This is a genomic window from Moritella sp. JT01 (assembly GCF_001574435.1).
Lineage (GTDB): Bacteria > Pseudomonadota > Gammaproteobacteria > Enterobacterales > Moritellaceae > Moritella.
Map to the genome: position 1 here is coordinate 41,601 of NZ_LOCN01000015.1, position 25,319 is coordinate 66,919.

Sequence of the window (25,319 nt, forward strand, 5' to 3'; positions counted from 1 at the left end):
CAGGGGTAGGAAATGTTTATAAATTTCAGGAAAGCATGATCCCGACCACAAATTTTCGTAATAAAACAACATTTCGACGTTTTCATCCGAAATGTTGCACTATTTCGTAATTAAGTACGTAATTAAGCGATCTCCCGGTTACGAATTAATCCTTCTTGCATTGTAGTTGCGACCATTTTGCCATCGCGAGTAAAGAAACGACCACGTACTAAACCACGAGAACCAGAGGCACTTGAACTATCTATCGCATACAATAGCCAGTCATCTAGGCGGAAATCACGGTGGAACCACATTGAATGATCGATGGTCACCACTTGCATATTGGGACTCATAAAACCCTTACCATGTGGCTGTAATGCAGTCGGTAATAAACAAAAATCGGATGCATAAGCGAGCAGATATTTATGAATACGCGCATCGTCTGGCATTTGCCCATTGGCTTTAAACCAAACATAACGCACTGGTGCGGATTTTTCTTCGCTTAATGGATTAAGATAATGCACAGGGCGCATTTCGATCGGTCTTTCACAGACAAACTTGGCACAAATATCATCCGGTAATTCATCACGCAGTGATAGTACATGGTCCTGCTCTGAAACAAGTTCTTCTGGGGGCGGTACATCCGGCATTTCATCTTGATGATCGTAACCTTCAAGTTCAATCTGAAATGATGCCGTCATATAAAAAATAGCTTTTCCATTTTGAATTGCACGTACTCGACGCGTGGTAATTGAACCGCCATCACGAATATTCTCGACTTCATAAACAATCGGTTTTGTAACTTCACCTGCACGTAAAAAATACGAATGGAAAGAATGCACCTTACGATCTGCTGGTACAGTTTCTTTCGCTGCCGATAATGCTTGTCCCATTACCTGACCACCAAATACTGCACCAAAACCTAAATCTTGACTTTGACCACGATAGATCCCTTCTTCAATGGTTTCTAACGTTAGCTGTCCAAGCAGATCTTTTAATACCTTACCCATAAATGCCTTTTTGAATTCCGGTTGTTATTTTAATACAAAAGAGCAACGCTACCCCTGTTATAGAAGATATTCAAGCGCTAATTACAGTTATTGTAGGGCTAGGATTACATACTTTGTGATTAAATCAGTACTTCAGCCTAGCCACTATGGCCTCACACGCTAAACTTAATACCTCACTTATCTCTAAAATAGGGAAAAAAAATACCTTGCTCCGATGCCGTTAACAACGACATCAAAACAAGGTATGTTCACAAATGTGAAAATGCGTGATTTAAGACTAGACTACGCCATTAAAAATGCACGTAATGCAGTAGCATCATTTGCGTTATCATCATACAAGGAAGTTAAATATCAATACTTAACCTGGTAATTAAGTGTATAAGTACGACCTCGACCTTTATAATCAAAAGCTTCCTCCCCAAAGTAAGCAGAATAGAAGACCTGAGCTCGTTGCCCCCACACCGTGGTATAATCTTTATTAAATAAGTTCTGAATACCAAAACCAAGACTACCGACAGGCAATTCATAACTGCCCAGTAAATCAAACACGGTATAACCGTCTAACTCATTTTTAGCCGCATCTTCATAATCAAACATCGTTTGACTTTGGACTTTCAAACTTAGATTTGAATCATACCAACCAACCCATGAACTGGCTTTTGAAGTACTTGCCTCTCCAGCGCTTAAATCATCCCAGTTACCATCCGTCTCCAGCTCTGAGACAACATAATGACCAGAAGTACCTACTTGTAGATTATCCGTAACCCAATAAGAAACGAGTGCTTCGGCACCATAAACACGTTTTTTATTATCTACATCTTCGATTAATAATGTATGTGTATTGTATTTAACCGACTTGTCCGAACCTGAGAAATACGCCGCAGTTTGGAAACTCAATGCGTCTTGATCTGTTCTAAAACCAATCTCATAACTATTGGTTTTAATGCCTGACATTTTAGAGTCTGCAACATTAATGCTTTTGTCAAGTTTGTAATGGTCTCCAACCAAGATATAACCGCCTTGGCCATAATATTTTGCCGGGTCAGGAAGATCAAAACCTTGCGAGAAGTTAGCCCATACCTGTGACGCTGCAGTTAACCTGTAGACAGTACCTAAGTTGAATAATCCCACAGAGTAGTTAGTTTCGCCGCCAGGAACTGCATCTGCCGATGAGCCATTACCATTCGCAATTTTCTTTTGAATACTAGCAGCAACAAAATCATCGATTTTATTGTTCATGTATTGATAACGGTAACCACCTTCAATTGACCAATCATCGGTAATATTCACGCTGGCCTGAATGAAAGCAGCGACCGAACCGACGGTAACCCCGGGGTAACGGCCTACTTCTGTAAATGTCTCATTGATTAAACCACCTGACGTATACGCCAACATAGGATCAAATAACGCTTGATTACTATCAAATTTATCTAAATAAGCATCCGCACCGTATACTAATTTGACCTTACCAAAAGACTTGGCCAACGCGGTTTTTAGCGAAAACACATCTGTCACTTGCTGTGATGCGCCTAGACCAAAAGGAGTATAAGTTTGATCTTCTTTACGGTAAGAGGCTTCCACAACTAACTGATGACCAATAAAGTCAGCATCACTGTATGCTGAACTTAGCATGATACGCTCAGTGCCATGTTGACGGTCTGATTCGAATCCTTTTCTAACCTCAATAAAATTACCGCCCTCAAAATACAAACCGTATGGAGAATCTTGCTGGCTATCATAATATTGAGCCAAGAAATTAATTTTTTTGGTGTCAGACAAGGTTACATCTACAGTTGTTTGTAGATCGAGCGTCTGGTTATATTGTAATGAACCCTGTGAAATATCTGGGGTAATTATGCTTCCGTCGGCATTATAAAAACCTTGAGTTTCGGTATACACAGCCGAAACACGGGCAGATACAGTGTCATTTCCACCTGAAATAGCTTGCGCCACTTTATAATCAAAATCATCACCACGATTAAACCCAGATGAGCCACTCACGTAGCTTTCAAATTGCAGTTTTCCGCCTGGCGATTTCTTAGTAATAATATTAATCACACCACCGGTTGCACCAGCACCATAAACCGAAGTAGAACCTGAAAGTACCTCAATGCGATCAATATTAAACGGGTCTATCGAATCTAATTGACGGCTGATAGTACGTGAAGACTGTAATGACACACCATCAATCATCACTAACATGGCACGGCCACGTAAATTTTGTCCTTTATTAGTTCTGGCGCCACTGCTGACATCCAGAGATGGAATTGTTGCTGCTAAAATTTCACCGAGATTTTTACCACCACGATATTCCTGTTCAATTTGTTCTGAATCAACAAACCAAACCGTGCCTGGAATTTCACTTATCGCTTTTGCTGTTCGACTCGCGACCACTACAGTGGTTTCTTCCTCTGATGTGACCCCTTCTGCTTGGGCAGTTACCGATACAAGCGAGATCGCAGAGACCACAGCGGCAGCAACTAATGTTAGTGGATAATTCCCTTTTTTAACTTTCATTTATGTTCTCTTTTTATGTTTACATTGGACTGAATAACGAAAACTAAGACAAATGATTCGTATTCATTCTTTATAATATTAAATAACGATTTATTACTTAATATTTACTACTTAAAATTCATTACGCGCCGACTTAAGACTCAGAAATACAACCAATCACTATTTCCTCATCAGATACAAAAAGTACGCACCACCAATCAACGAAGCCAATAATCCTGCCGGGAATTGCCACGGGAACCAGAAGGTTCGTCCGACCCAATCAGCGAGGAGCATCAAGCAGCCGCCTAATAGACTAGCCGTTAACAATTGATGAGATGCCCGATACTGATGAAGCGATCGCGCCATATGTGGGGCTAACAAGCCAATAAAACTCAGTGGCCCCATAATAATCGTGCACAAGGTTGTCAACGCTGCCACCAGAAGCAATAAGAGCAATCGCACTTTGCGGCAATCCAATCCAATACTGGTCGCGGTGATTTCCCCAAGACCAATCAGGTCTAAACGCCGATGATTTAAAAAAGCAATACCGGAAAACAAGGTCACACCCGCACCTAATAGATACACATCACTCATACTGACCAAATACGTCGAGCCTGACAGCCAAGTTAACAATGCTGTCACGTTATCTTGCCCTGATGACATTGCAATGCGTAAGAAAGCATCGAGTCCTGCGCTAAGCGCGATCCCGGTTAATAACATTTGCGCTGGCGCAAAATTATGTTTTCGCCCCATCAACCAAATAATACCAGTGACAGTAAACGCCCCGAAGGTGCCGAGTAACATTTGCTCATACCGTTCAACCGTCACGCCAAACAATGCGCCAAGCACTAACGCTAACGCCGCGCCAGAGCTAATGCCTAATATTTCAGGGCTTGCCATTGGATTAGTCGAGACCCGCTGAATGACTGTTCCCGCAATAGCCAAACCAATGCCAGCTAAAAGAGAAACAAGTACTCTTGGCAATCGAAGTTCCATGACTGAAGTGTTAAATGACATCACCCAACCCGTTTGGTTTTTGCCGACAACTAAAGCCACAACAAAGAAGACGATCACGAGAATACCAAGCGGAAACAATACCTTTTGGATATTCCTGTGCTGATATGTTATTTGACTCGTGTCCCTCGACTTGAGATCCGATTGCAATAACTTTCGATTTAATAACCAAAGTAAAAAGGGGGCGCCCAATAATGCCGTCATTGCACCAGTCGGCAGTAACGCCCCACCAACGCCCGAGAATGGTTGCACAATCAGATCTGCCAGTAACAACATCAAACTGCCGGTCACCCCGCTAACAAGGATCTGAGCGGTGAGCTTTCTCGCCCCGCACAGTCGCGCAACGGCCGGGGCGACAATGCCAATAAAGCCAATTAAACCAACTTCACTGACCACTGCGGCAGTAATAAATATCGCTAACGTCAATGAAATCACTTTAATTTGCTTAATGTTAATACCAATAGAAGAGGCAACCGTGTCTCCTAATTGTAATACTGACAAGGGCCTAGAAAGTAACAATACGGCAATAATGGGTAGCGTAATAAGCTGTAATACCGTAATAACACTCGACCAATCATTTTGGTTTAATGTCCCCGCCCCCCACACAAATACACTTGCTAATTTTTGTTCATTCAATAGCAATAACATGGTATTAAGTGAACCAAAAAATAAACTGATCACCATACCAGCCAAAACCATATGCACAGGAGAAAACCCACGCTTGGCCGATAATATAAATACCAATAATGTTGCTAGCCCCCCGCCTAAGAAAGCGGGAATAAAACCATTAATGCTACTATTAACGGGCAAAAATAAGATGCCTAACACTAATCCTAATTCGGCACCTGCAGCAACACCTAGGGTCGTCGGAGATGCAATTGGATTACGCAGTACAAATTGCATCACACAGCCTGCGACCGCTAATGCAAAACCGCATAATATCGCTATCGCTAAACGGGGTAGATAAGTGAGGTGAGTAATAAGATGCTGATAATTGCTCGCGTCATAATGAAACACCGTTTGCCACAATAAACTCAACCCTTGCGAATAAGGCGCGGTCCACTGCAGTAAACTCAGTAATATAGCAGCGATGAGTGAGCAAATAAAAAAACGCCACCACATGCCTTGCTGTTTTGAGGCATTCAATTTTGAGGCTCTAGATAGAGGAAATGTATTCATTGATTACTTAATTAATTGCTGAGTAATATGGTCGCTAAATCGTTGCGCAGAAACAAGTCCACCAAACGTCCAAATAGCAGGAAGCTCAAACACTGAATCTGTGCGGGTAAATGCCATCGCTTGCCATAATGCAGATTGGGTTAACTGCTTTCTTTCTGCCGCTTTTAATGGGCCAAAAATCAACACATTTGCTTGCTGGTGCTCAGCTAACTTTTCGATGCCTGCAGTAGTAAATCCCCACAAATTGCTTTGTTCATGCCAAGCGTTAACGAGTCCCATGTCTTCAATCGTTGCCTGCGCTAATGAGCCTGCACCGTGAATCCGAACCGTTTTATCATTAATAAACCGAATAAAAATCAACGGATTCTTGTTAGCTTGCATACGCCTAATTTTATCGCCATTCGCCTGTAATCGTTGCTGTGTTTGTGTAATGACCTGTTTGGCTTGTTTTTCTTTATCCAGTAATAGACCGAGTTGTGTCGTGATCTGTGTTGCTGAAATAAGCGGTGTTTTGTCATTGTTGTAGACGCTATACACTAAGGTCGGGGCTATCTCACTGAGTTGTTTATAGGCTGCAACCATGTGCTGACTAATCAGTATCACATCAGGTTGTAATTCTGTCAGCAACTCTAAGTTAGGCTCTCTTCGTGAGCCCACATCTACCACGGAATCATTGAGTTCAGGCTCCGTCACCCAAGTTTGGTAGCCTTTAACATCCGCTACTCCCAGCGGCATAATATCGAGACTTAATACCGTTTCGGCTAACGCCCAATCTAACGCCACTACTGTCTGTGGCGTTTTTTCAAAGTGAGTAATACCAAGTTCATGCTTAATTTCTACAGCCTGAACCGAAAAAATACATAAGGTAATAATGAAACCAATAATTTTATTCAAGGGAGTATTCCTAGCTGTTCGTCCATGTTTATACTCTATTAAAGCATGAGGGTTAAAGACGTGAGATTAAGGGATATAACTTATCTGCTGACCCGTTTGCGGATGCGCAAACAAAGCCAATTCCATCCCGTATATTTTTTGTAATACCGCTGGAGTCATTAACTCACTAGGCGTACCTTGTGCAATCACCTTCCCTGAATGTAAAGCAATGAGTTGGTCGCTAAATTTTGCTGCCATATTGATGTCATGAAGCACCATAATGACGGTTAATCCTAAGGTTTCATTCAAATTTCGGATCAGGGATAATAATTCATATTGGTGTGCAACATCCAGAGCAGACGTAGGCTCATCAAGCAAAATACACTGACTTTGTTGAGCCAATAACATCGCCACCCATGCTCTTTGACGTTCGCCACCAGACAAGGTAGCAACAAAGCGCTCGCTAAACGCACTTAGCCCTACTTTCTCTATCGCATCATCCACCAGCTGGTGATCTTTTTTGCTATATCGGCCAAATGCCCCTTTCCACGGATATCGACCAAAGCACACTAATTCTCGAACAGTAACGCCATCTGTGATTGGTGGGTGTTGCGGCAAATAAGCAACATTAAGCGCAAAATCTTGATGAGATAAATGATGAACGGCTTGATTATCAAACAGTACACGGCCTTGAGTCGGGGAATTCTGACGACTGAGTAATTTAATGAGCGTCGATTTACCACAGCCATTATGACCAAGTAAGGTCGTGACTTTACCTTTAGTAAAGACCAAATTCGTTGAGTGCAGGATCGGTTTCCCGTCAATTTCAAACGACGCATCGATAAGTTGATACATAAAATGAAGTAAGCTATTTATTAATAAATGATTGACTGAACTCTAACATAAATAGCTGGTAATGATAATTGTTTTCATTACGATTGATAATTAGTAGGATATACTAACTCTTTCAGCCTACCCCCCTATTTATATTTGTATTATATTATCGAGTAGCATTATAGCGATTGCATTTATACCCGCCTTCAAAAAAATAGTAGACAGTAAAGAATACTCAAATTAACGCTTATTACTCGGGTGACGCGGGCAATCTGCACATAGATTGCGACCTTCACATTTATAAACTAAGCAGCAGCTGGTACGAATCAATTTTAGCTTGTTGGTAGTAAGGTCAATTTGCAAGCCGGATAAATGCTTATCTGGCAACTCAAAAGCAGCTAACCACAACTTAGCTTGCGTCAGAAAATACGCATTAGATAACGCGGGAGCCTGTGCTTGCAGTTTTATAATGCAATTGAGTAAGCCATCGGCAATTAAGTGTTTGGTGAATCCGGGGCGAATACGTGTCCATTGGGATACCTCTTCTCGATATGACTCAAATAGCACGCTTAATTGCAATCCAATCGATGAGATCAGCGCTTCGTTAGAGCCAAAGATAAGATCCGATGTATGAAACGTAAATCCAGAAATAAACCCTGATTGAATAGATTGACTCACGTTTTTGATATCAGGTATCGCTTTTAATTGATACACAGCAATAAAAGCAATATAGATAGGCTGCCAGCAAAGAAGGTCCCAGGTGCGTGTTAGCCAATAAGCCTTTCCAGCTTCTGCTGACGACAGGGACAATTGTGAATAAAGCTGTTGAATCGCATCACTGTTATTACGATAAATGTGGAGCCCTTCTCCGGTATCTGCAGCTAACTGCCCAGATAAGTAAGGTGTCACTTTTTTAGATAACTTAAAGAGTGCTTCAAAATATTCACTATTTTGCATAAGAATTAATACACAACATCAATTAATCATAAATGAAAACTAGAATAACCACTTGAACACGGTAATGCAAATAGTTATCAATTACTATTTACAGCAATAAAAAGGCCTTAATCAGTTATCCTGATTAAAGCCTTAATTATAAAAATAAATATTATTAATAACTTAGCGCTAGACTACGCCATTAAAAATGCACGTAATGCAGCAAAATCATTTGCCATATCAATAGATAGATTTGGCTTGTCGGCACAATCAGCCAGCTCTTGTGGCAAGCCAATGTCACGACCTAGAATCTCTTCAACTGATTCTTTGAACTTCGCAGGGTGCGCAGTACATAGGAATAAACCGAATTCATCTTCGCCCAATTTTGCACTTAAACGGTCATAGGCAATCGCACCATGTGGTTCGCATAAGTAACCTTGTTCATCTAACGCGACAACGGCTTGCTTGGTATCTTCATCAGATAAGAAATCCGACGCTAGTTCAGATAAGTCCCACCCTTTAACACGTGCCAGTTCTTCGATACGTGGCCAGTTGCTTGGTACGCTTACGTCCATCGCATTGGATAATGTTGCTTGCGTTGCTTTTGGATCCCACTCACCGCTTTGTAAATAACGCGGCACAGTATCATTGATATTCGTCGCGGCAATAAAGCGTTTAACGGGTAGACCTAATGTTTTTGCTAATAGACCTGCAGTCAGGTTACCAAAGTTACCACTTGGCACTGACACCACTGTTTGTGCGCGCTGCGCTTTTGGTAGTTGTGCAAATGCTTCGAAGTAATAACAAATTTGCGCCATTAGACGACTAATATTGATTGAGTTAGCCGAGTTAAGACCAATTGCCTTACGCAGCTCTGCATCATCAAAAGAACGTTTCATTAATGCCTGACAGGCATCAAAGTCACCATCAATCGCGATGGTGCGAATATTGCCACCGAGCGTACAGAACATCTGTTCTTGCAAGAAGCTGATCTTACCTTTTGGATACATCACCACCACTTCGATATTATCCATACCATAGAAGGCATGTGCGACAGCGGCACCCGTATCGCCTGATGTCGCGGTTAAGATCGTGATTTTTTCACCCGCCGAGCCTTTATTCGCACTTAAGCGCGACAGGCACTGCGCCATGAAACGACCACCAAAGTCTTTAAATGCTAATGTTGGACCGTGGAATAGTTCTAATGCGCTGATCTTGTCATTAATTTTTGTCACTGGTGCAGGGAAGTTAAACGCACTTGCAACAATGTCATGTAATTCTTGTTCGCTAAATTCATCACCGATCAGTGATTGTAAAATAACACGACTGCGGTCAACTAGGTTCATCTCTAGTAAGGCATCGATATCGTCGATTGGGTTAATTTCACTCGGAAAGAACAAACCTTGGTTTTTACCCATGCCTTGCTTTACTGCTTGCGAAAAGCTAACTGTCTCTGCGTGATCTTTAATGCTGTATAATTTCATTGTTGTTCATTCCCTAAAACATTATTTGTGTAACCTGCGTGATCACGATGACCTTGACATGATAAGAGCATATAGCCCTTGTTATCGTAAACACGCAGTATTTTTTGCTATTTTTTGTGGTCTAGCCTTTAACTGTTTATTACAGTGCAGTACCCACAACACGTGCGCCCTGTTTATCCAGTTTACAGATGTGAGTAAAGCCATCATCGTTTTGGATAAAGTTAGCGTCTAACCAAGCTTTTAGCTTTTCAGCTTGGGCTAAGTCAGTCATCACGTTAAATACCGTCGGGCCAGAGCCTGAAATACCGGTTGCCAGTGCACCTAACTCTTTCGCATAGTCACGCACTTCATCAAATTTAGGAATAAGCTGTGAACGATATGGTTCTGCAATCACATCTTTCAACATCGCAGCGGCCAAGTCTTGCTGCTTGCTATAACAAGCATGGATAAATCCAGCTAAGTGGCGACCATAAGTTAAACAATCACCACGGCTGTACTCTGTTGGTAAGATGTCACGCGCAGCAGCTGTTGAAATGCTAATGCCCGGATAAGCTACCACCCAATACCATTCATCGAAACAAGGCACAGATTGACTCACAATCCCATTTTCGCCCAGCATTAATTGCATACCACCTAAAGCACAAGGCGCAACATTATCATAATGTACGCTACCACTAATTTTGCCTTCAAGTTCACCCATTAATAACACCATTTCGTGCTCATCGAGGGTGTTATCATGAAATGCATTCAGTGCTTCTAGCCCTGCGACAATTGACGCCGCACTTGATCCTAAACCACTACCAATCGGTAAGTTTTTTTCTAACTCCATGGCGATATTTTTGATCTTCAAACCACGATTTTCTAACGCAGCGGCATAACTAAGATAACAATCATAGATGATATTTTCACGGTAATCATCAGGTAATTTATGCTTAAAACGACCACTAGAGGCTAGGCTAAATGCCGAATCAGCATCGGTAATAAATACTTTATCGCCGATGAGCGAACCATCAATCGGAGCAATCGGGAAACCTAATGCATCAAAACCTGCGCTTACATTTGCTACCGATGCCGGTGCGAATACAACTATACTCATGACTAAACCTCCTGCTTCCAATTAAGGGTACGTAATACATCGGCAAATACGCCTGCAGCAGTCACTTCTGAGCCTGCACCATAACCACGTAATACCATTGGGATTGGCTGATAATAACGGCTGTAAAATGCTAATGCATTCTCACCATCTTTTACTTTATTCAACGGATCAGACTCTGGTACCGCGGCAATCGATACTTTACATTTACCGTCTTCAATCTGACCGATATAACGTAATACTTTGCCCTCTTCAGCAGCTGTCGCGTGCAAATCTGCAAAGTACGCATCTGCTTTTGGTAGGTTGGCCATAAACTCTTCATTAGTGCCCGTTGCATCAAAACCAGCAGGTATTGCTTCTTCAACTTCAACTTGCTCTAAGGTTAAATCCATGCCCGCTTCACGTGCAATAATCAATAACTTACGCGCGATATCCATGCCGCTTAAATCTTCACGTGGATCCGGTTCTGTAAAGCCATTGTCACGCGCTTGTGCCGTTGCTTGTGAAAAACTCATGCCTTCATCTAATTTACCAAAGATGTATGACATAGATCCCGACAGAATACCGTTAAAGCGTACCAGTTCATCACCCGCGCTTAATAGATTCTGCAGGTTTTCAATCACAGGTAGACCTGCACCGACGTTAGTATCGTATAAGAAACGACGGCGGGTTTTTAATGCCGTTGAACGCAGCTCGTGGTAATAATCCATACTCATGGTATTGGCTTTTTTGTTCGCCGCAACTACGTGGAAGCCACTGCCAAGGAAGTCAACATATTGACTGGCAAGATTATCATTACTGGTACAATCAACAATCACCGGGTTAATGATGTGGCTGTGTTTAACCAAATCTTCCAGTGTTGCTAATGAGAATTCAGTATCACTGGCAGCAAGATCATCAGCCCAATGTGTTAATGATAACCCTTCTGAGTCGAGTAACATTTGGCGACTGTTGGCGATACCACAGACTCGGATCTCAATATGACGTTCTGCTAAAAATTCTTTTTGACGTTTGATTTGTTCGACTAATGCCGCACCCACACCACCACACCCTAATAAGAACAGGTCGATGTATTGTTGTTTACCAAAGAAAATATTGTGTGAGGCTTTAATCGCTTCATTGGCTTTGCTTTCATCAATAACCGCAGAAATAGAACGCTCTGATGAGCCTTGCGCAATGGCAACAAGATTCACCGATGCTTGTGCTAATGCCGTAAAGAAACGCGCTGCAATACCGTTGGCTTTACGCATGCCATCACCAACCAGCGATACAATCGCTAAACCATCACGCATTTCGATAGGTTCGAGTAACTGATTACTGATCTCTAAAGTAAATTCGTTATTCAGTGCCAGTTTAGCTTTACCTGCATCATAACTGTGGATGCAGAAGCTAACGCTGTATTCTGATGATGATTGCGTTATAAGGGCAATTGATACTCCAGCACGCGATACTGTTTCGAAAATACGGCCTGCCATGCCAACCATACCTTTCATACCCGGACCGGATACGTTAATCATGGTCATGCCACTTAGCTCTGATAATGATTTAACTTCGGCCTGGGTTTTCGATACTAAGCCACCGATCAAGGTGCCTTCGCCTTCTGGATTTTTGGTATTTTTAATCAGACAAGGGATGTGATGCTGAGCAATCGGTGCAATGGTTTTTGGGTGTAATACTTTCGCGCCAAAATACGACAATTCCATCGCTTCTGGGTAGCTTAATGTTTTAAGTAATTTGGCATCTTTTACTAAGCGTGGATCACAAGCGTAAACACCGTCTACGTCTGTCCATATCTCACAGCATTCAGCATACAGACACGCCGCTAATACAGCTGCAGAATAATCAGAACCATTACGACCAAGTACAACAGTATTGCCTTCTTCATCACCCGCAGTGAAGCCCGGCATTAAATAGATATGGTCAGCTTTAATTGGATCTTGTTCGAAACGAGCACGAGAAGCGTCAATATCCACAGTGGCTTCTAATACACGGCCCTTTCCTACTAGCTTGTCTTGCGGAACAATGACTTCAACTTTAAATCCACGCGCTAATAACAGTTGCTCCATGCAAACAATACTCAGTTTTTCACCGGTACATAAAATCTTTGCTTCAATATTTTCAGGGCACTGCGATAACAGCTTTACGCCATATAAGTATTCTCTTAATGTCGCTAATGATGTGGTTACCTCCGTTAATGCAACTACATCATTAAAATTAGGGTATTGAACTTTTAGGCCTGCAACAAGCGCCTTAAATATCCCTTCTATTTCTTCCAGTGATGATTCAGCATCAAGGCCACGAACCGTTTGTTGCACAGCCGCAACCAAATTATTGGTCACTTTTGCTGGCGCAGATAACACCAATGCTACCTGTGATTGCTCAATCTTACTCACAGAGATATCTGCTGCACATGAAAATCGCTCGGCGTTTGCCAACGATGTTCCACCAAATTTTAAAACTCGCATCCTTTGCTCCTTGTAGATACAAAAAAGCCCGTTCCAAATGGTAACGGGCTTTTTTATTATTTCTGTCTTAGCCCTACGTGTCATCCCACCGTTGTAATAACAGTGTTAATAATCGTGGTGGTAATGAACGCTAAGCAATAAGTCATAATAATATTTAATAAATCAGTTAATAATTTCAATACCTATAGCAATATCAAAAAATGAGAACCAAATCAAGTTTAAAATATATTTAGTTGTTTCACTCTACATTGATAAAAGGATTTAAACATGTTGAAATAATGTAAAAAGATTGCGATATTTAAGCTTGTTTTAAGTCCAAGGATTTGTTGTATGGAAAAAGTTTTAGAAGCACAAATAGCGGGTTCGTTATTAGAATCATTTGATGCTTTTTATAGCCGCTTTTTAGAAGTCACGCGTGGTGCAAAATTACGTTTTGAAAACGCGGATTGGCATGGTGTGCAAATCGCGGCGAAAAAACGTATTAGCCTTTATGATTACCACGTCGGTAAGACCGCTCAGAAAATGCAAGATCTTGCGGCTGAAGCAGAAGCGGACCAAGTATTCCTGCAAGGGATTAAGCGGGAGTACGAAGCGCTATTACAGCATTACCCAAATTTTGAAATTGCCGAAAGCTTCTTTAACTCTGTTTATCGCCGTGTCTTTAAACATACCAATATATATAAAGAACAACTATTTATTACTAATGCTAATCGCGTTAGAGATCCAGGGTATCCGAATAATTTTTATCGCAGTTATACCCGAGGAGGAAACTTTTCGGTGATCTTACGTAAGATCATTGGGGGTTATACCTTTACCGCTCGATGGGAGAACTTGGACCGAGATCTTGCTAATGTCGTGGATTACCTTAACCAACATGCGCCAAAACAACTCACCGAAGCCGAGCATATCGAAGTACACATGCTTAACGAAGTGTTTTATCGCAACAAAGGGGCTTACCTTATGGGTAAGATCTTTGCTGATGGACATATGTACCCGTTGGTATTTCCGATTCTAAATAACGAAGAAAACGAGATTTATTTAGATACAGTCATTTTTGAAAAAGAAGAAACCAGTATTCTGTTTGGCTTTGCCCGTGCTTATTTCTTTGTTTATGCACCAGAACCGGGTGCCATTGTGCAATTTTTAAAACCGATGATCCCGCATAAAACTAACTTTGAGATCTACTCTGCCATCGGTTGTCAAAAACATGCAAAAACGGAACTGTTCCGCCACTATATAAAGCACTTAGATAACTCTGATGATAAGTTCATTATTGCCCCTGGTATTAAAGGCATGGTGATGAGCGTATTTACCCTGCCTTCTTATGATGTGGTATTTAAGCTCATTAAAGATAAGTTTGCACCACCCAAACAAATCGATCACGCGACCGTAAAAGAAAAGTATCAGATCGTAAAATCTCATGATCGTGTAGGTCGAATGGCAGATACCCAGCAATTTAAGAATTTTGCTTTTCCCAAGGATCGTTTCAGTCAAGAACTGCTCGATGAATTGTTAGCTGTCGCCCCTTCAATTATAAAAATCACCAACAGCAAAGTGGTGATCAAACATCTTTATATTGAACGTAAGATGATCCCGCTCAACATGTATCTCGAACAAGCAAATGAAGAAGAGCTTGATAACGCTATCGATGAATACGGCAATGCCATCAAACAACTTGCGGCAGCAGATATTTTCCCCGGTGATATGCTGTTTAAAAATTTTGGTGTGACCCGACATAATCGCGTGATCTTTTACGATTATGATGAGATTTCGTATATGCATGAAGTTAACTTCCGCTACATTCCGCCACCACGCTATCCAGAAGACATTATGCTGGCTGAACCTTGGTTCGCCGTCGCTCCCAACGATGTATTCCCTGAGGAGTTTGAGACCTTCTTATTATCTCGACCAGAAATTAACAAGCTCTTTAAAAAATACCATGCTGAGCTGCTTGACGCCGACTACTGGAAGGGACTACAAGACGATATTAATCACGGTAAATACAGCGATGTATTCCCTTATCGCCGAGCACGACGTTTTATCCGAGATGAATAAGTAATGTAGATGGGTAGGTAGGGAAATAGGGAAATAAAAAGGGATGAGGTTAATAATCGATTAACCTCATCCCTATCTTCACCGCGAATACAGACACCTAAAGAAGTGGTTCTTTAGCCACCACGACACCATTTAAATCGGCATAGATATAATCACCTTCGGCAATGTTCACACCAGCAAAGTGCAAATCGATACCCGCATCACCTAAACCACGTTTTTCTGTTTTAACAGGACAAGCCGTTATCGCTTTAACCCCTAATTCAAGTGTATTAATAGTCGCAACATCACGAATGGCACCATAAATAACAAAACCAGCCCAGCCATTTTTCACTGCATCTTCGGCAATCATATCACCGAGTAACGCACGTCGTGTTGAGCCACCGCCATCAACCACTAAAATACGTCCTTCTCCTGGCGTGCCAGCCAGTTCTTTAACGAGCGAGTTATCTTCAAAACATTTAACCGTTACCGCTTGGCCACTAAAAATAGTCGCTTTACCATAACTTTGAAAAATAGGGTCCATTACAGACAATTGATTAAAATGCTGATCACACAGATCAGGTAACAGGTCTAACATAATCCATCCTTAGAGTTGTTATTGTATATCTCTCATATTCCAGTAACTATGTTACGTGAAACGATACTTACTACAACTGCTAACATATTAGCGCAAATCAATTATTTCAATCTATAATTAACTAACAAAGTACATACATTAATCATTAATTATAGATAAAACTTACCAACTTGTAATTTGATTACATTTTTTACTGACACAGAACCAGTTCAATAACAGGACACTTTAATAAACCAAAATCATTCATCTAAACAACTGACATATGGGTAAATTTAAACTAAAACACCGCGCTAACATAAAATAGAAGTGCGATAAACCATAACTAACCTGTTTATTTAGTACTAAAATTAACGAACAAAAAATATTAATCAAAATAATTTTTATCTTTAATCTTATATATACCTCGGTGAATTCGAAAGATTTTAGCTGAATCTAGTCCGATAAACTCAAGCTTTAAATAATGTTAAACATATAAGATAATAATATAATAGTTTGATTTATATAACTTTAAGAACTATTACATTCATAGTTATATCGCTATTATTTATTTAATTAATCGTTGGCAATATTTATTTCAGCTAAAAATAACCAATGAGGGTTATTTGATAAATATCAAATCACGTTTAGTTATTACGTAACATAATTACATTAGGTTGTTATACTGCTGTTAATAACATATAATCCTATAGTTAAGGAAGCCATAAAACTAGATATCCTGCCACAGTCAGCTGTTCTAGATAAATAGTCTTATATTTCATGGATGTATTACTCTTACTCCCCGATTCATTGATATCAATAATCTGGGCATTATTTGATCCAAAGCGAAACTAGGTACGTTTATGCAAACCCCAAACATTCTTATCGTAGAAGATGAACTCGTTACACGTAACACCCTAAAAAGCATCTTCGAAGCTGAAGGCTATTCAGTACATGAAGCAAGTAACGGCGATGAAATGTATGAGATCATTACCAATAACCCTATCAGCTTGGTAATCATGGATATTAATCTTCCAGGTAAAAATGGCTTACTGTTAGCACGTGAACTACGTGACAAACATAATTTAGCTCTGATGTTTTTAACTGGTCGCGACAATGAAGTTGACAAGATTTTAGGTCTAGAAATTGGTGCTGATGACTACATTACTAAACCATTTAATCCACGTGAATTAACGATTCGTGCACGTAACCTACTCGGCCGTACTTTTACTAAAATCCCAGTAGCAGACGAAGAAAAAGCGATCGTAGAAGAATATGAATTTAATGGCTGGCGTTTAAATATCAACAGCCGTTCTTTGATTAGTCCACTGGATGATTCATTCAAACTACCACGTAGTGAATTCCGTGCAATGCTACACTTTGTAGAGAATCCAGGTAAGATTCAAACACGTGCAATGTTATTGAAGAAGATGACAGGCCGTGAACTAAAACCACACGATCGTACTGTTGATGTAACTATTCGTCGTATCCGTAAGCATTTTGAAAGCATTGCTGATACGCCAGAGATCATCGCTACAATCCACGGTGAAGGTTACCGTTTTTGTGGTGAATTAAGCTAAGTTAGCTTAATTCAAATATAATTCGCTGCACTTTACGGTGTAGCGAATAATAAAAAAGCGCTAATAGTTAGCGCTTTTTTTGTGCCTAGCATTCGAGCGTCTTAAGTCTGACTAACCTTATCTCGCCCTTTTACTCCACGTAGAATTGCTTGTAATAGCTCGCTTGCATCAAATTTAGTCAGCGCTTCATCAGCACCAATTTGCTGTGCACGTTCAGTGCTAATCGCACTTGATAACGAAGTATGAAGAATAATATAAGTTGCAGATACGTTGGGCGTACTACGTACTTCAAACGCAACTTCATAACCATCTAAGCCTGGCATTTCAATATCACTAACCAAAACATCGATTGGCTTACCAGATTCGACTGCGGACTGCATCACAGCTAATGCATCTTGGCCATTTTTGGACACTTGATAATGAATACCTGCGGCATCTAACGCACTACCAAGTTGATTACGTGCGACCATCGAATCATCGACCACCAAAATTTCTTTGGTACGAAGCTGCTCAAGTTCAAGGTCTGTAAACTGGGGTAACTCAATATCGTCATCAGGATAAATGTCAGCTAATAAACGTTCAACATCCATGAGTTGCACTAATTGGTCATCTAGCTGCATTACCCCCGTGGTATATATATTACAGCCGAGTGATGAATCTGGCGCTGAAATATCTTTCCAACTGCAATTCATAATCTTATCAATATGACGCACCAAAAAACCGACTATCTGACGGCTACAATCCGTGATAATAATATTACACGAGTCATATTCTTCTTTACTGACTGGGCGATAGCCAACAGCGGCTGCCATATCAATAATAGGAATTGTCCGACCACGCAGTGTCGCAGCGCCCATCACCATAGGGTGAGAACCGGGTAAAGAATACAAACGTGTGGAGGGTACAATTTCTTGCACTTTCAACGTGCCGATTGCAAATTTTTGCTGTAGGTTCAACTTAAATAATAATAAACCTTGTGACTGACTCATTACCCTTCCTATATTAATTAATACATCCACTAAACGCTTAAGACTATAGCATAATTAAGCATTTACATTGTTTTATATAAGCAATATAGCACGAGTAAAATGAAAGCAAAAAAAAGGCCGCAATAATTGCGACCTTTCATTCATTTACATATCAACCGAGTGACAGGTGACTTAAAATTAACCTAAGTACTCTTAATCTAAGTACGATTAACCTAAATTCACTCGCGCATTACGGAACATGCGCATCCAAGGGCTATCTTCACCCCATTCTTCTGGATGCCATGAATTACTCACAGTACGGAACACACGTTCCGGATGCGGCATCATGATAGTAACGCGACCATCCGTTGTCGTTAGACCTGTAATACCTAATGGCGAACCATTTGGATTAGATGGGTATTGAGTCGTAGGTTGACCGTAGTTATCAACGAAGTTAAGAGCTACTGTACCACTGTTTTGCAGTGCTTTCAGATGTGCATCATCACGTAATTCAATACGACCTTCACCGTGAGATACAGCGATAGGCATTCTTGAACCAGCCATGTTACCTAAGAATATTGACGGATTTTTCGGTACTTCAACTAAGCTGAAACGTGCTTCAAAACGTTCTGATTGGTTAGTAACGAAACGTGGCCATAATTCTGAACCTGGGATAAGTTCACCCAAGTTAGATAACATCTGACAACCATTACATACACCCAGTGAGAAGCTATCTTCACGTTCGAAGAAAGCCGCAAACTGATCGCGTGCTTGTGGGTTAAACAAGATTGACTTAGCCCAACCTTCACCCGCACCCAATACATCACCGTAAGAGAAACCACCACAAGCAACTAAGCCAGCGAAGTCTTCTAGATTAACGCGACCGGCTAGAATATCACTCATGTGAATATCTTGAGCAGCGAAGCCTGCACGATCAAATGCAGCAGCCATTTCCGTTTGCGAGTTTACACCCTGCTCACGTAAGATTGCCATTTTTGGTTGAACACCAGTCATGATGTAAGGTGCTGCGATATCGTCGTTCACATCAAAGCTTAAGTTAGCGCTTAGACCGGGGTCTTTCACATCAAGTTTAAGATCAAACTCTGCTTGTGCGCAACTTGGGTTATCACGTAACGCTTGCATTTTCAGCGTTGTTTCAGCCCACATTGCACGGTAATATGTACGCGTTTCCGCTAATACATTGTCACCGTTACGTGTGAAGCGAATCATGTCATCTTTATTTGTAGAACCAATCACATGACAACATGCAGCTAGACCGTGGCCCGCTAATGTTGTGAGCACTTGCTCTTTCATTGCTGAAGAAACTTGAATAACCGCGCCTAACTCTTCAGAGTAAAGTGCAGCAAGATCATCAGTACCTAACATATCAAGCTCAACATCAACACCACAGCGACCAGCAAATGCCATCTCTGTTACTGTTGAGAATAAACCACCGTCACTGCGGTCATGATAAGCCAGTAAAGATTGCTCTTTCACTAACACTTGCATCGCATCGAAGAAGCCTTTCAACTGCTCTGCGCTATCCACATCGGGTGTCTGTTGACCCAGTTGCTTGTATACTTGTGCTAATGAAGATGCACCTAAACGGTTTTGACCATTACCTAAATCAATAAGGATAAGGTCTGTCGCGCCTTTGTCAGTGCGTAGCTGTGGCGTTACTGTTTTACGTACATCAGTCACACGACCGAATGCAGTAATAATCAGTGATAATGGTGATATAACTTCTTTGTTTTCACCATTATCTTCCCAGCGTGTCTTCATTGACATTGAATCTTTACCGACTGGAATAGTCAGGTTCAATTCAGGACAAAGTTCTTCACCTACCGCTTTAACCGCTGCATATAAACCAGCATCTTCACCAGGGTGACCCGCTGCAGACATCCAGTTAGCAGAAAGGTTAATACGCGTTAAATCGCCAATTTCTGTTCCTGCAATGTTTGTTAATGCTTCAGCAACGGCCATACGGCTTGATGCAGGGAAGTTTAACAATGCTAATGGCGTACGTTCACCGATAGCCATTGCTTCACCAGCGTAAGTATCAAAACTTGCCGCAGTGACAGCACAATCGGCAACAGGAACCTGCCAAGGACCAACCATTTGATCACGTGCAACCAGACCCGTTACCGAGCGGTCACCAATCGTGATCAAGAACGTTTTTTCAGCAATTGCAGGTAAACGTAATAGACGTTCAGCGGCATCTTTCACTGTGACACCAGTAAAGTCTAATGCTTCACCTTCAGTCACTAGCGTTGTTGCTTCACGGTGCATCTTAGGTGCTTTACCTAATAATACTTCCATTGGCATATCAATTGGCGTTTCATCTAATAACGAATCCGTTACTGATAAATGCAACTCTTCAGTCGCGACACCAACCACTGAGAATGGCGTACGTTCACGTTTACAAATCGCTTCGAATGTGGCCAGATTTTCAGGCGCAACAGCCATAACGTAACGTTCTTGTGATTCATTACACCAAATTTCAAGCGGTGACATGCCTGGTTCATCGTTGTTAATATCACGTAATTCAAACTTAGCACCACGACCACCGTCATGTACTAGTTCAGGGAATGCGTTGGATAAACCACCCGCGCCCACATCGTGAATGAAGGCAATTGGATTGTCTTCACCCATCTGCCAACAACGGTCGATAACTTCCTGACAACGGCGTTCCATTTCTGGATTTTCACGTTGTACAGAAGCAAAATCTAAATCTTCGTGTGATTGACCTGAATCCATTGATGAAGCAGCACTGCCACCTAAACCAATGTTCATAGCAGGACCACCCAGTGCGATTAATTTCGCGCCTACTGGGATATCACCTTTTTTAATGTGTTGGTCACGGATATTACCCAGACCACCAGCCAACATGATCGGCTTGTGGTAACCACGTATTTCCACACCATTATGGCTGTTAACTTCAGCTTCATAAGTACGGAAATAACCTAATAGGTTAGGACGACCAAATTCGTTATTAAATGCCGCTCCACCCAAAGGGCCTTCTAGCATAATGTCTAATGCACTAACAATACGACCTGGCTTACCAAAGTCGGTTTCCCACGGCTGCTCAAACTCTGGAATACGTAAGTTAGATACCGAAAAGCCAACTAAACCTGCTTTTGGTTTCGAACCACGACCCGTTGCGCCTTCATCACGAATTTCACCACCAGAACCCGTCGCGGCACCAGGCCAAGGAGAGATTGCTGTTGGGTGATTGTGCGTTTCCACTTTCATCAGGATTTGAATATCTTCTTGGTGATATTCATACTGGTTAGTGTGTGGATCAGGGAAGAAACGGCCGGCTTTTGAACCTTCCATTACAGATGCATTATCTTTATACGCAGATAAAACATGATCACCCGTTTGTTCGAAGGTGTTCTTGATCATCTTGAATAATGATTTTTCTTGCTCTTGGCCATCAATAGTCCAATCTGCATTAAAAATCTTATGACGACAATGCTCTGAGTTTGCTTGGGCAAACATCATTAATTCGATATCATTTGGATTACGCTTTAACTGAGTAAAGCTCGCAATCAAATAATCGATCTCATCTTCAGCAAGTGCTAAACCTAATTTAACGTTCGCATCAACAAGGGCTTCACGACCGCCTTCTAAAATATCAACAGACTTTAATGGACGCGCTTGTGCTTGCACAAATAACTGCTCTGCTGCATCTAAACAATCAAACACAGTTTCCATCATACGGTCATGCACAAGTGTTGCTGCAGTTTGTAGTTGGATTGGTGTAAGCGGTGTAGATGAAGAGATGTAGTACGCGATACCACGTTCAAGACGTTTTACGTTAGAAAGACCGCAGTTGATTGCGATGTCGGTAGATTTTGAAGACCAAGGAGAGATAGTGCCGGGGCGAGGAGTGACGAGAAGGAGAGTTCCTTCGGGAGCGTGCTCTGCAATTCTTGGCCCGTAGGTCAACAATTTTTCCAGGACACTCCGTTCTTTGTCACTGAGCGGGGTTTTTACATCAACAAAATGGATGTACTCCGCGTAAATTGTTATATCCGATAATCCTACATCATTACATCGTTCGACTAGTTTGCTAGTACGAAACTCAGAAAGCGCTGGCGCTCCTCGCATTATATGCATTAACTTTTTCTCACTAAAAGGGTTACTGGGGAAAAATCCCGAGTATTATATGCAAATTATAACAATAACGATAGCGTTACATGAACAACAAGTTAATTTACTGATCTTTTTTTTCAATCCTTAGTCGATTATCTCGTTAACAGTATTGATAACATTGTCATTTAAGGTTTGGCCCTTGGTACTGTTTTTTTATACAGTAAATTGTGATTAACGGTTGTGTAATGGCAATGAAAACGCTATAAAGATAGATCCAATATGTATATTTATATTTTCATACAAAAAGGTGCTTACTTGCAGGTATTTTTCGCTCGCTTACAACTCTTTTTAAAACCCAGCTTAATCATTATTTTGAGCCTGGTTGTTTCCGGCTGCATTCAAGAAAAGGATGAACGCACTCAGTTAGAAAAGATCCAAGATGCGGGAGAATTACATATCAATACCATTTATGGTCCTGCCAACTATTACCTAGAGGGCAACAAACCAGCAGGTCTTGAATATGAGTTATTAAAACAATTTAGTGATTATCTCGGTGTTAAATTAGTGATTCATCCACACCATTCACTTAAAAGTATGCTGGAAAGTAAAAATACGAAAGTTAAACCCATCGCTTTATCTGCGGGTGGTTTAACACGTACCGAAAAACGCTTAACTGAATATCGAATGGGACCAAGTTACTACCAAGTAAAACAACTTCTCATTTATCGTAAAGGCAGTCTTAGACCACGTAACTTACAACAGATAAACGATCCGATTTATGTGGTGAAAAGTTCAAGCCATGAAGAATATGTACAACAACTACAGCGTGATTATCCCGAACTAAACCTAACTTATAAAACCTTCCCCGACGAAGAGATTTTATTCAGCAATTTAGAAGAAGGGAAAATCAAATTAGCGATTGCAGATGATACCTCGTTATCTCAACATCAGTACTATTACCCACACCTGAATAAAGCCTTCGTATTAGAAGACGATCTCGATATTGTCTGGTTGATGGAAAAAAATAACGATGATAGCTTCGCCAATGCCGTACTGGCCTTTTTTACCTTGCAGCAAGTCAGCGGCGCAATGGAGCAACTACAAGAAAAGTACTTTGGTCATATTGATACCTTTGACTTTGTCGATACGCGCACTTTCTTACGTCGCGTCGATTCACAATTACCTAAATACGAAGGACTGTTCCGTCAATATGCTGGAGAACTAGATTGGCGCTTACTCGCAGCCGTCAGCTACCAAGAATCCCATTGGAACCCAAAAGCACGCTCTCCAACGGGTGTACGTGGCATGATGATGCTTACTTGGCCAACCGCGAGAGAATATGGTGTCACCTCTCGTATTGATGCAGAACAAAGTGTACGGGGTGGTTCAGCCTACTTAGCAAAACTGATCAAGCGTTTACCTGGTACCATTCCTGAACATGAAAAACCCTGGTTTGCATTAGCAGCCTATAATATAGGTTACAGTCATCTAATCGATGCAAGAAAGATCACCGAAAAACTGGGCGGAAATGAAAATAGCTGGGCGGAAGTAAAAGCGATTATTCCACTATTACAACAGCCTAAATGGTATAAATATACGCGTTTTGGCTATGCTCGAGGTAACGAGGCAGTCAAGTACGTGAGTAATATTCGTAAATATTATGATAGCTTACGTTGGTTTGATGAACAGATAAATATGACGGAGCAAGTTGCTCGTGATGTCAGTTTTGAACTTTCGACAGAAACAGGGCCAACACTGGTAGCAACAGATACAGAATAGCACCTATCTGTTGTCACACTATGCACATAAAACTGACATAAAAGTTTCATGTGCATATTATTTATATTACTGTATGTTAATGAACATAAAGATAAAATAACGCCTAGGACTAGGCAGAGAAAATCAAGGAAAACAAGATGCTAAAGAAAAGAGCAAAATTAAAAATTAAAACACCAAGACGCCAAATATCACGCTCAAGAATAAACCGTTCACTACTTAATCGCCAGCGTTCATTCTTTTTACAAAATGAACAAGCGGCCAACTTTAACGGCCAGCCCGCTGTACGAGATTAACCTTTTTGTAAAAGCTTCAGGGCTTTTTTTTCTTTCCGGCGACGTCTAAAAAAATGACTCAATAATGCGCCGGTCTCACTAGCAAAAACCCCTGAACGCACTTCAATTTGATGATTTAGTTTTGGATGAACGACCAAATTAAATACTGACCCCGCCGCACCCGTTTTCAGATCTACCGCACCATACACCAAACGTTTCACTCGACTGTGCACCATCGCACCTGCACACATAGAGCATGGTTCTAACGTGACATACAAGGTGGCATCAATAAGTCGGTAGTTCTCGATTTTTTTACCCGCTTCACGTAATGCCATGATTTCGGCATGGGCGGTCGCATCATGTAAATGAATCGATTGATTCCAACCTTCCCCAATGATTTTATCATCGAGTACAATGACAGCCCCCACAGGTACTTCATCAATCGCTTCGGCCTTCCCTGCTAACATAATAGCGTGTTGCATCCAGCGCTCATCAGCTTGAATCTGCTCAGGAGTAAGGGCTAAATTAATATCTAAATTGGTTAAAGGGCTACTGTTTTCAGTGATGTCTTCAGTCATGAATATCTACAATGCGTGTAATTTATAAAGATAATACCATAACAAAAGCCACCATCAATCGTATAATATTTCC

The 25,319-nt window shown here is 41.2% G+C and carries 17 protein-coding genes; 4 read left to right on the forward strand and 13 right to left on the reverse strand.

Annotated elements, in window-relative coordinates; all coding sequences use genetic code 11:
* Positions 1-122 precede the first annotated feature (122 nt).
* From tesB to thrA, 9 genes are all read right to left on the reverse strand, one after another.
* Positions 123-989: an acyl-CoA thioesterase II gene (gene tesB, locus AKG98_RS12940; RefSeq protein ID WP_067046342.1), complete on the reverse strand. Its 867-nt coding sequence runs from the start codon at positions 987-989 to the stop codon at positions 123-125.
* A 351-nt stretch (positions 990-1,340) separates the two neighbouring features.
* Positions 1,341-3,506 carry a TonB-dependent receptor gene (locus AKG98_RS12945; protein WP_067046343.1) on the reverse strand — a complete coding sequence of 722 codons (2,166 nt, stop codon included), beginning with the start codon at positions 3,504-3,506 and terminating at the stop codon, positions 1,341-1,343.
* 159 nt (positions 3,507-3,665) lie between these two features.
* Positions 3,666-5,678: a Fe(3+)-hydroxamate ABC transporter permease FhuB gene (gene fhuB / locus AKG98_RS12950; RefSeq protein WP_083543960.1), complete on the reverse strand. Its 2,013-nt coding sequence runs from the start codon at positions 5,676-5,678 to the stop codon at positions 3,666-3,668.
* A gap of 3 nt (positions 5,679-5,681) precedes the next feature.
* Positions 5,682-6,572, reverse strand: coding sequence for an iron-siderophore ABC transporter substrate-binding protein (locus AKG98_RS12955; RefSeq protein ID WP_067046344.1), 891 nt, complete (start codon positions 6,570-6,572; stop codon positions 5,682-5,684).
* A 66-nt stretch (positions 6,573-6,638) separates the two neighbouring features.
* On the reverse strand, positions 6,639-7,406 hold the full coding sequence (locus tag AKG98_RS12960) for an ABC transporter ATP-binding protein (protein ID WP_067046345.1): 768 nt from the start codon (positions 7,404-7,406) through the stop codon (positions 6,639-6,641).
* 219 nt (positions 7,407-7,625) lie between these two features.
* The gene (locus AKG98_RS12965; RefSeq protein WP_067046346.1) at positions 7,626-8,342 is read right to left on the reverse strand and encodes a siderophore ferric iron reductase; all 717 of its coding nucleotides are present in this window, start codon (positions 8,340-8,342) and stop codon (positions 7,626-7,628) included.
* 173 nt (positions 8,343-8,515) lie between these two features.
* Positions 8,516-9,805: a threonine synthase gene (gene thrC, locus AKG98_RS12970; RefSeq protein ID WP_067046347.1), complete on the reverse strand. Its 1,290-nt coding sequence runs from the start codon at positions 9,803-9,805 to the stop codon at positions 8,516-8,518.
* Positions 9,806-9,944: 139 nt separating this feature from the next.
* A complete protein-coding gene (gene thrB / locus AKG98_RS12975; protein ID WP_067046349.1) occupies positions 9,945-10,901 on the reverse strand; it encodes a homoserine kinase in 957 nt (318 codons plus the stop codon).
* 2 nt (positions 10,902-10,903) lie between these two features.
* Entirely contained in the window at positions 10,904-13,363 is a 2,460-nt protein-coding gene (thrA, locus tag AKG98_RS12980; protein ID WP_067046351.1) for a bifunctional aspartate kinase/homoserine dehydrogenase I, read from the reverse strand.
* Positions 13,364-13,693: 330 nt separating this feature from the next.
* On the opposite strand from thrA, the gene aceK reads away from it, so the two are divergent.
* The gene (gene aceK, locus AKG98_RS12985; protein WP_067046353.1) at positions 13,694-15,418 is read left to right on the forward strand and encodes a bifunctional isocitrate dehydrogenase kinase/phosphatase; all 1,725 of its coding nucleotides are present in this window, start codon (positions 13,694-13,696) and stop codon (positions 15,416-15,418) included.
* A gap of 97 nt (positions 15,419-15,515) precedes the next feature.
* On the opposite strand, the gene AKG98_RS12990 is transcribed toward aceK, so the two are convergent.
* Positions 15,516-15,995: a putative 4-hydroxy-4-methyl-2-oxoglutarate aldolase gene (locus AKG98_RS12990; RefSeq protein WP_067046355.1), complete on the reverse strand. Its 480-nt coding sequence runs from the start codon at positions 15,993-15,995 to the stop codon at positions 15,516-15,518.
* A gap of 839 nt (positions 15,996-16,834) precedes the next feature.
* Between AKG98_RS12990 and arcA the strand changes: the two genes are divergently transcribed.
* Positions 16,835-17,551 carry a two-component system response regulator ArcA gene (gene arcA, locus AKG98_RS12995; protein ID WP_067046357.1) on the forward strand — a complete coding sequence of 239 codons (717 nt, stop codon included), beginning with the start codon at positions 16,835-16,837 and terminating at the stop codon, positions 17,549-17,551.
* Between the two features lie 101 nt (positions 17,552-17,652).
* Here the strand turns inward: arcA and AKG98_RS13000 are convergent, their stop codons facing one another.
* Together AKG98_RS13000 and purL are read right to left on the reverse strand one after the other, a co-directional pair.
* Positions 17,653-18,540 (reverse strand): chemotaxis protein, encoded by an 888-nt coding sequence (locus tag AKG98_RS13000; protein ID WP_067046359.1) that lies wholly within the window; start codon positions 18,538-18,540, stop codon positions 17,653-17,655.
* A gap of 207 nt (positions 18,541-18,747) precedes the next feature.
* Positions 18,748-22,641, reverse strand: coding sequence for a phosphoribosylformylglycinamidine synthase (gene purL, locus AKG98_RS13005; protein ID WP_067046360.1), 3,894 nt, complete (start codon positions 22,639-22,641; stop codon positions 18,748-18,750).
* A 255-nt stretch (positions 22,642-22,896) separates the two neighbouring features.
* Between purL and mltF the strand changes: the two genes are divergently transcribed.
* Together mltF and AKG98_RS22480 are read left to right on the forward strand one after the other, a co-directional pair.
* Positions 22,897-24,396, forward strand: a complete 1,500-nt coding sequence (gene mltF, locus AKG98_RS13010) for a membrane-bound lytic murein transglycosylase MltF (protein WP_228140290.1) — start codon at positions 22,897-22,899, stop codon at positions 24,394-24,396.
* Positions 24,397-24,533: 137 nt separating this feature from the next.
* Positions 24,534-24,689 carry a hypothetical protein gene (locus AKG98_RS22480; protein ID WP_198155518.1) on the forward strand — a complete coding sequence of 52 codons (156 nt, stop codon included), beginning with the start codon at positions 24,534-24,536 and terminating at the stop codon, positions 24,687-24,689.
* Here AKG98_RS22480 and tadA read toward each other — a convergent pair.
* Positions 24,686-25,246, reverse strand: a complete 561-nt coding sequence (tadA, locus tag AKG98_RS13015) for a tRNA adenosine(34) deaminase TadA (protein ID WP_067046362.1) — start codon at positions 25,244-25,246, stop codon at positions 24,686-24,688. The two genes, AKG98_RS22480 and tadA, sit on opposite strands and share 4 nt — an antisense overlap.
* Positions 25,247-25,319: the final 73 nt, after the last annotated feature.

Coding starts and splice junctions, on each gene's coding strand:
- mltF (WP_228140290.1), top strand. CDS start 22,897: ATGTATATTTATATTTTCATACAAAAAGGTGCTTACTTGCAGGTATTT.
- AKG98_RS22480 (WP_198155518.1), top strand. CDS start 24,534: ATGCTAAAGAAAAGAGCAAAATTAAAAATTAAAACACCAAGACGCCAA.
- thrB (WP_067046349.1), bottom strand. CDS start 10,901: ATGAGTATAGTTGTATTCGCACCGGCATCGGTAGCAAATGTAAGCGCA.
- AKG98_RS12945 (WP_067046343.1), bottom strand. CDS start 3,506: ATGAAAGTTAAAAAAGGGAATTATCCACTAACATTAGTTGCTGCCGCT.
- purL (WP_067046360.1), bottom strand. CDS start 22,641: ATGCATATAATGCGAGGAGCGCCAGCGCTTTCTGAGTTTCGTACTAGC.
- thrA (WP_067046351.1), bottom strand. CDS start 13,363: ATGCGAGTTTTAAAATTTGGTGGAACATCGTTGGCAAACGCCGAGCGA.
- arcA (WP_067046357.1), top strand. CDS start 16,835: ATGCAAACCCCAAACATTCTTATCGTAGAAGATGAACTCGTTACACGT.
- tadA (WP_067046362.1), bottom strand. CDS start 25,246: ATGACTGAAGACATCACTGAAAACAGTAGCCCTTTAACCAATTTAGAT.
- aceK (WP_067046353.1), top strand. CDS start 13,694: ATGGAAAAAGTTTTAGAAGCACAAATAGCGGGTTCGTTATTAGAATCA.
- AKG98_RS12990 (WP_067046355.1), bottom strand. CDS start 15,995: ATGTTAGACCTGTTACCTGATCTGTGTGATCAGCATTTTAATCAATTG.
- thrC (WP_067046347.1), bottom strand. CDS start 9,805: ATGAAATTATACAGCATTAAAGATCACGCAGAGACAGTTAGCTTTTCG.
- AKG98_RS12960 (WP_067046345.1), bottom strand. CDS start 7,406: ATGTATCAACTTATCGATGCGTCGTTTGAAATTGACGGGAAACCGATC.
- AKG98_RS12965 (WP_067046346.1), bottom strand. CDS start 8,342: ATGCAAAATAGTGAATATTTTGAAGCACTCTTTAAGTTATCTAAAAAA.
- fhuB (WP_083543960.1), bottom strand. CDS start 5,678: ATGAATACATTTCCTCTATCTAGAGCCTCAAAATTGAATGCCTCAAAA.
- AKG98_RS13000 (WP_067046359.1), bottom strand. CDS start 18,540: ATGAGTCAGTCACAAGGTTTATTATTATTTAAGTTGAACCTACAGCAA.
- tesB (WP_067046342.1), bottom strand. CDS start 989: ATGGGTAAGGTATTAAAAGATCTGCTTGGACAGCTAACGTTAGAAACC.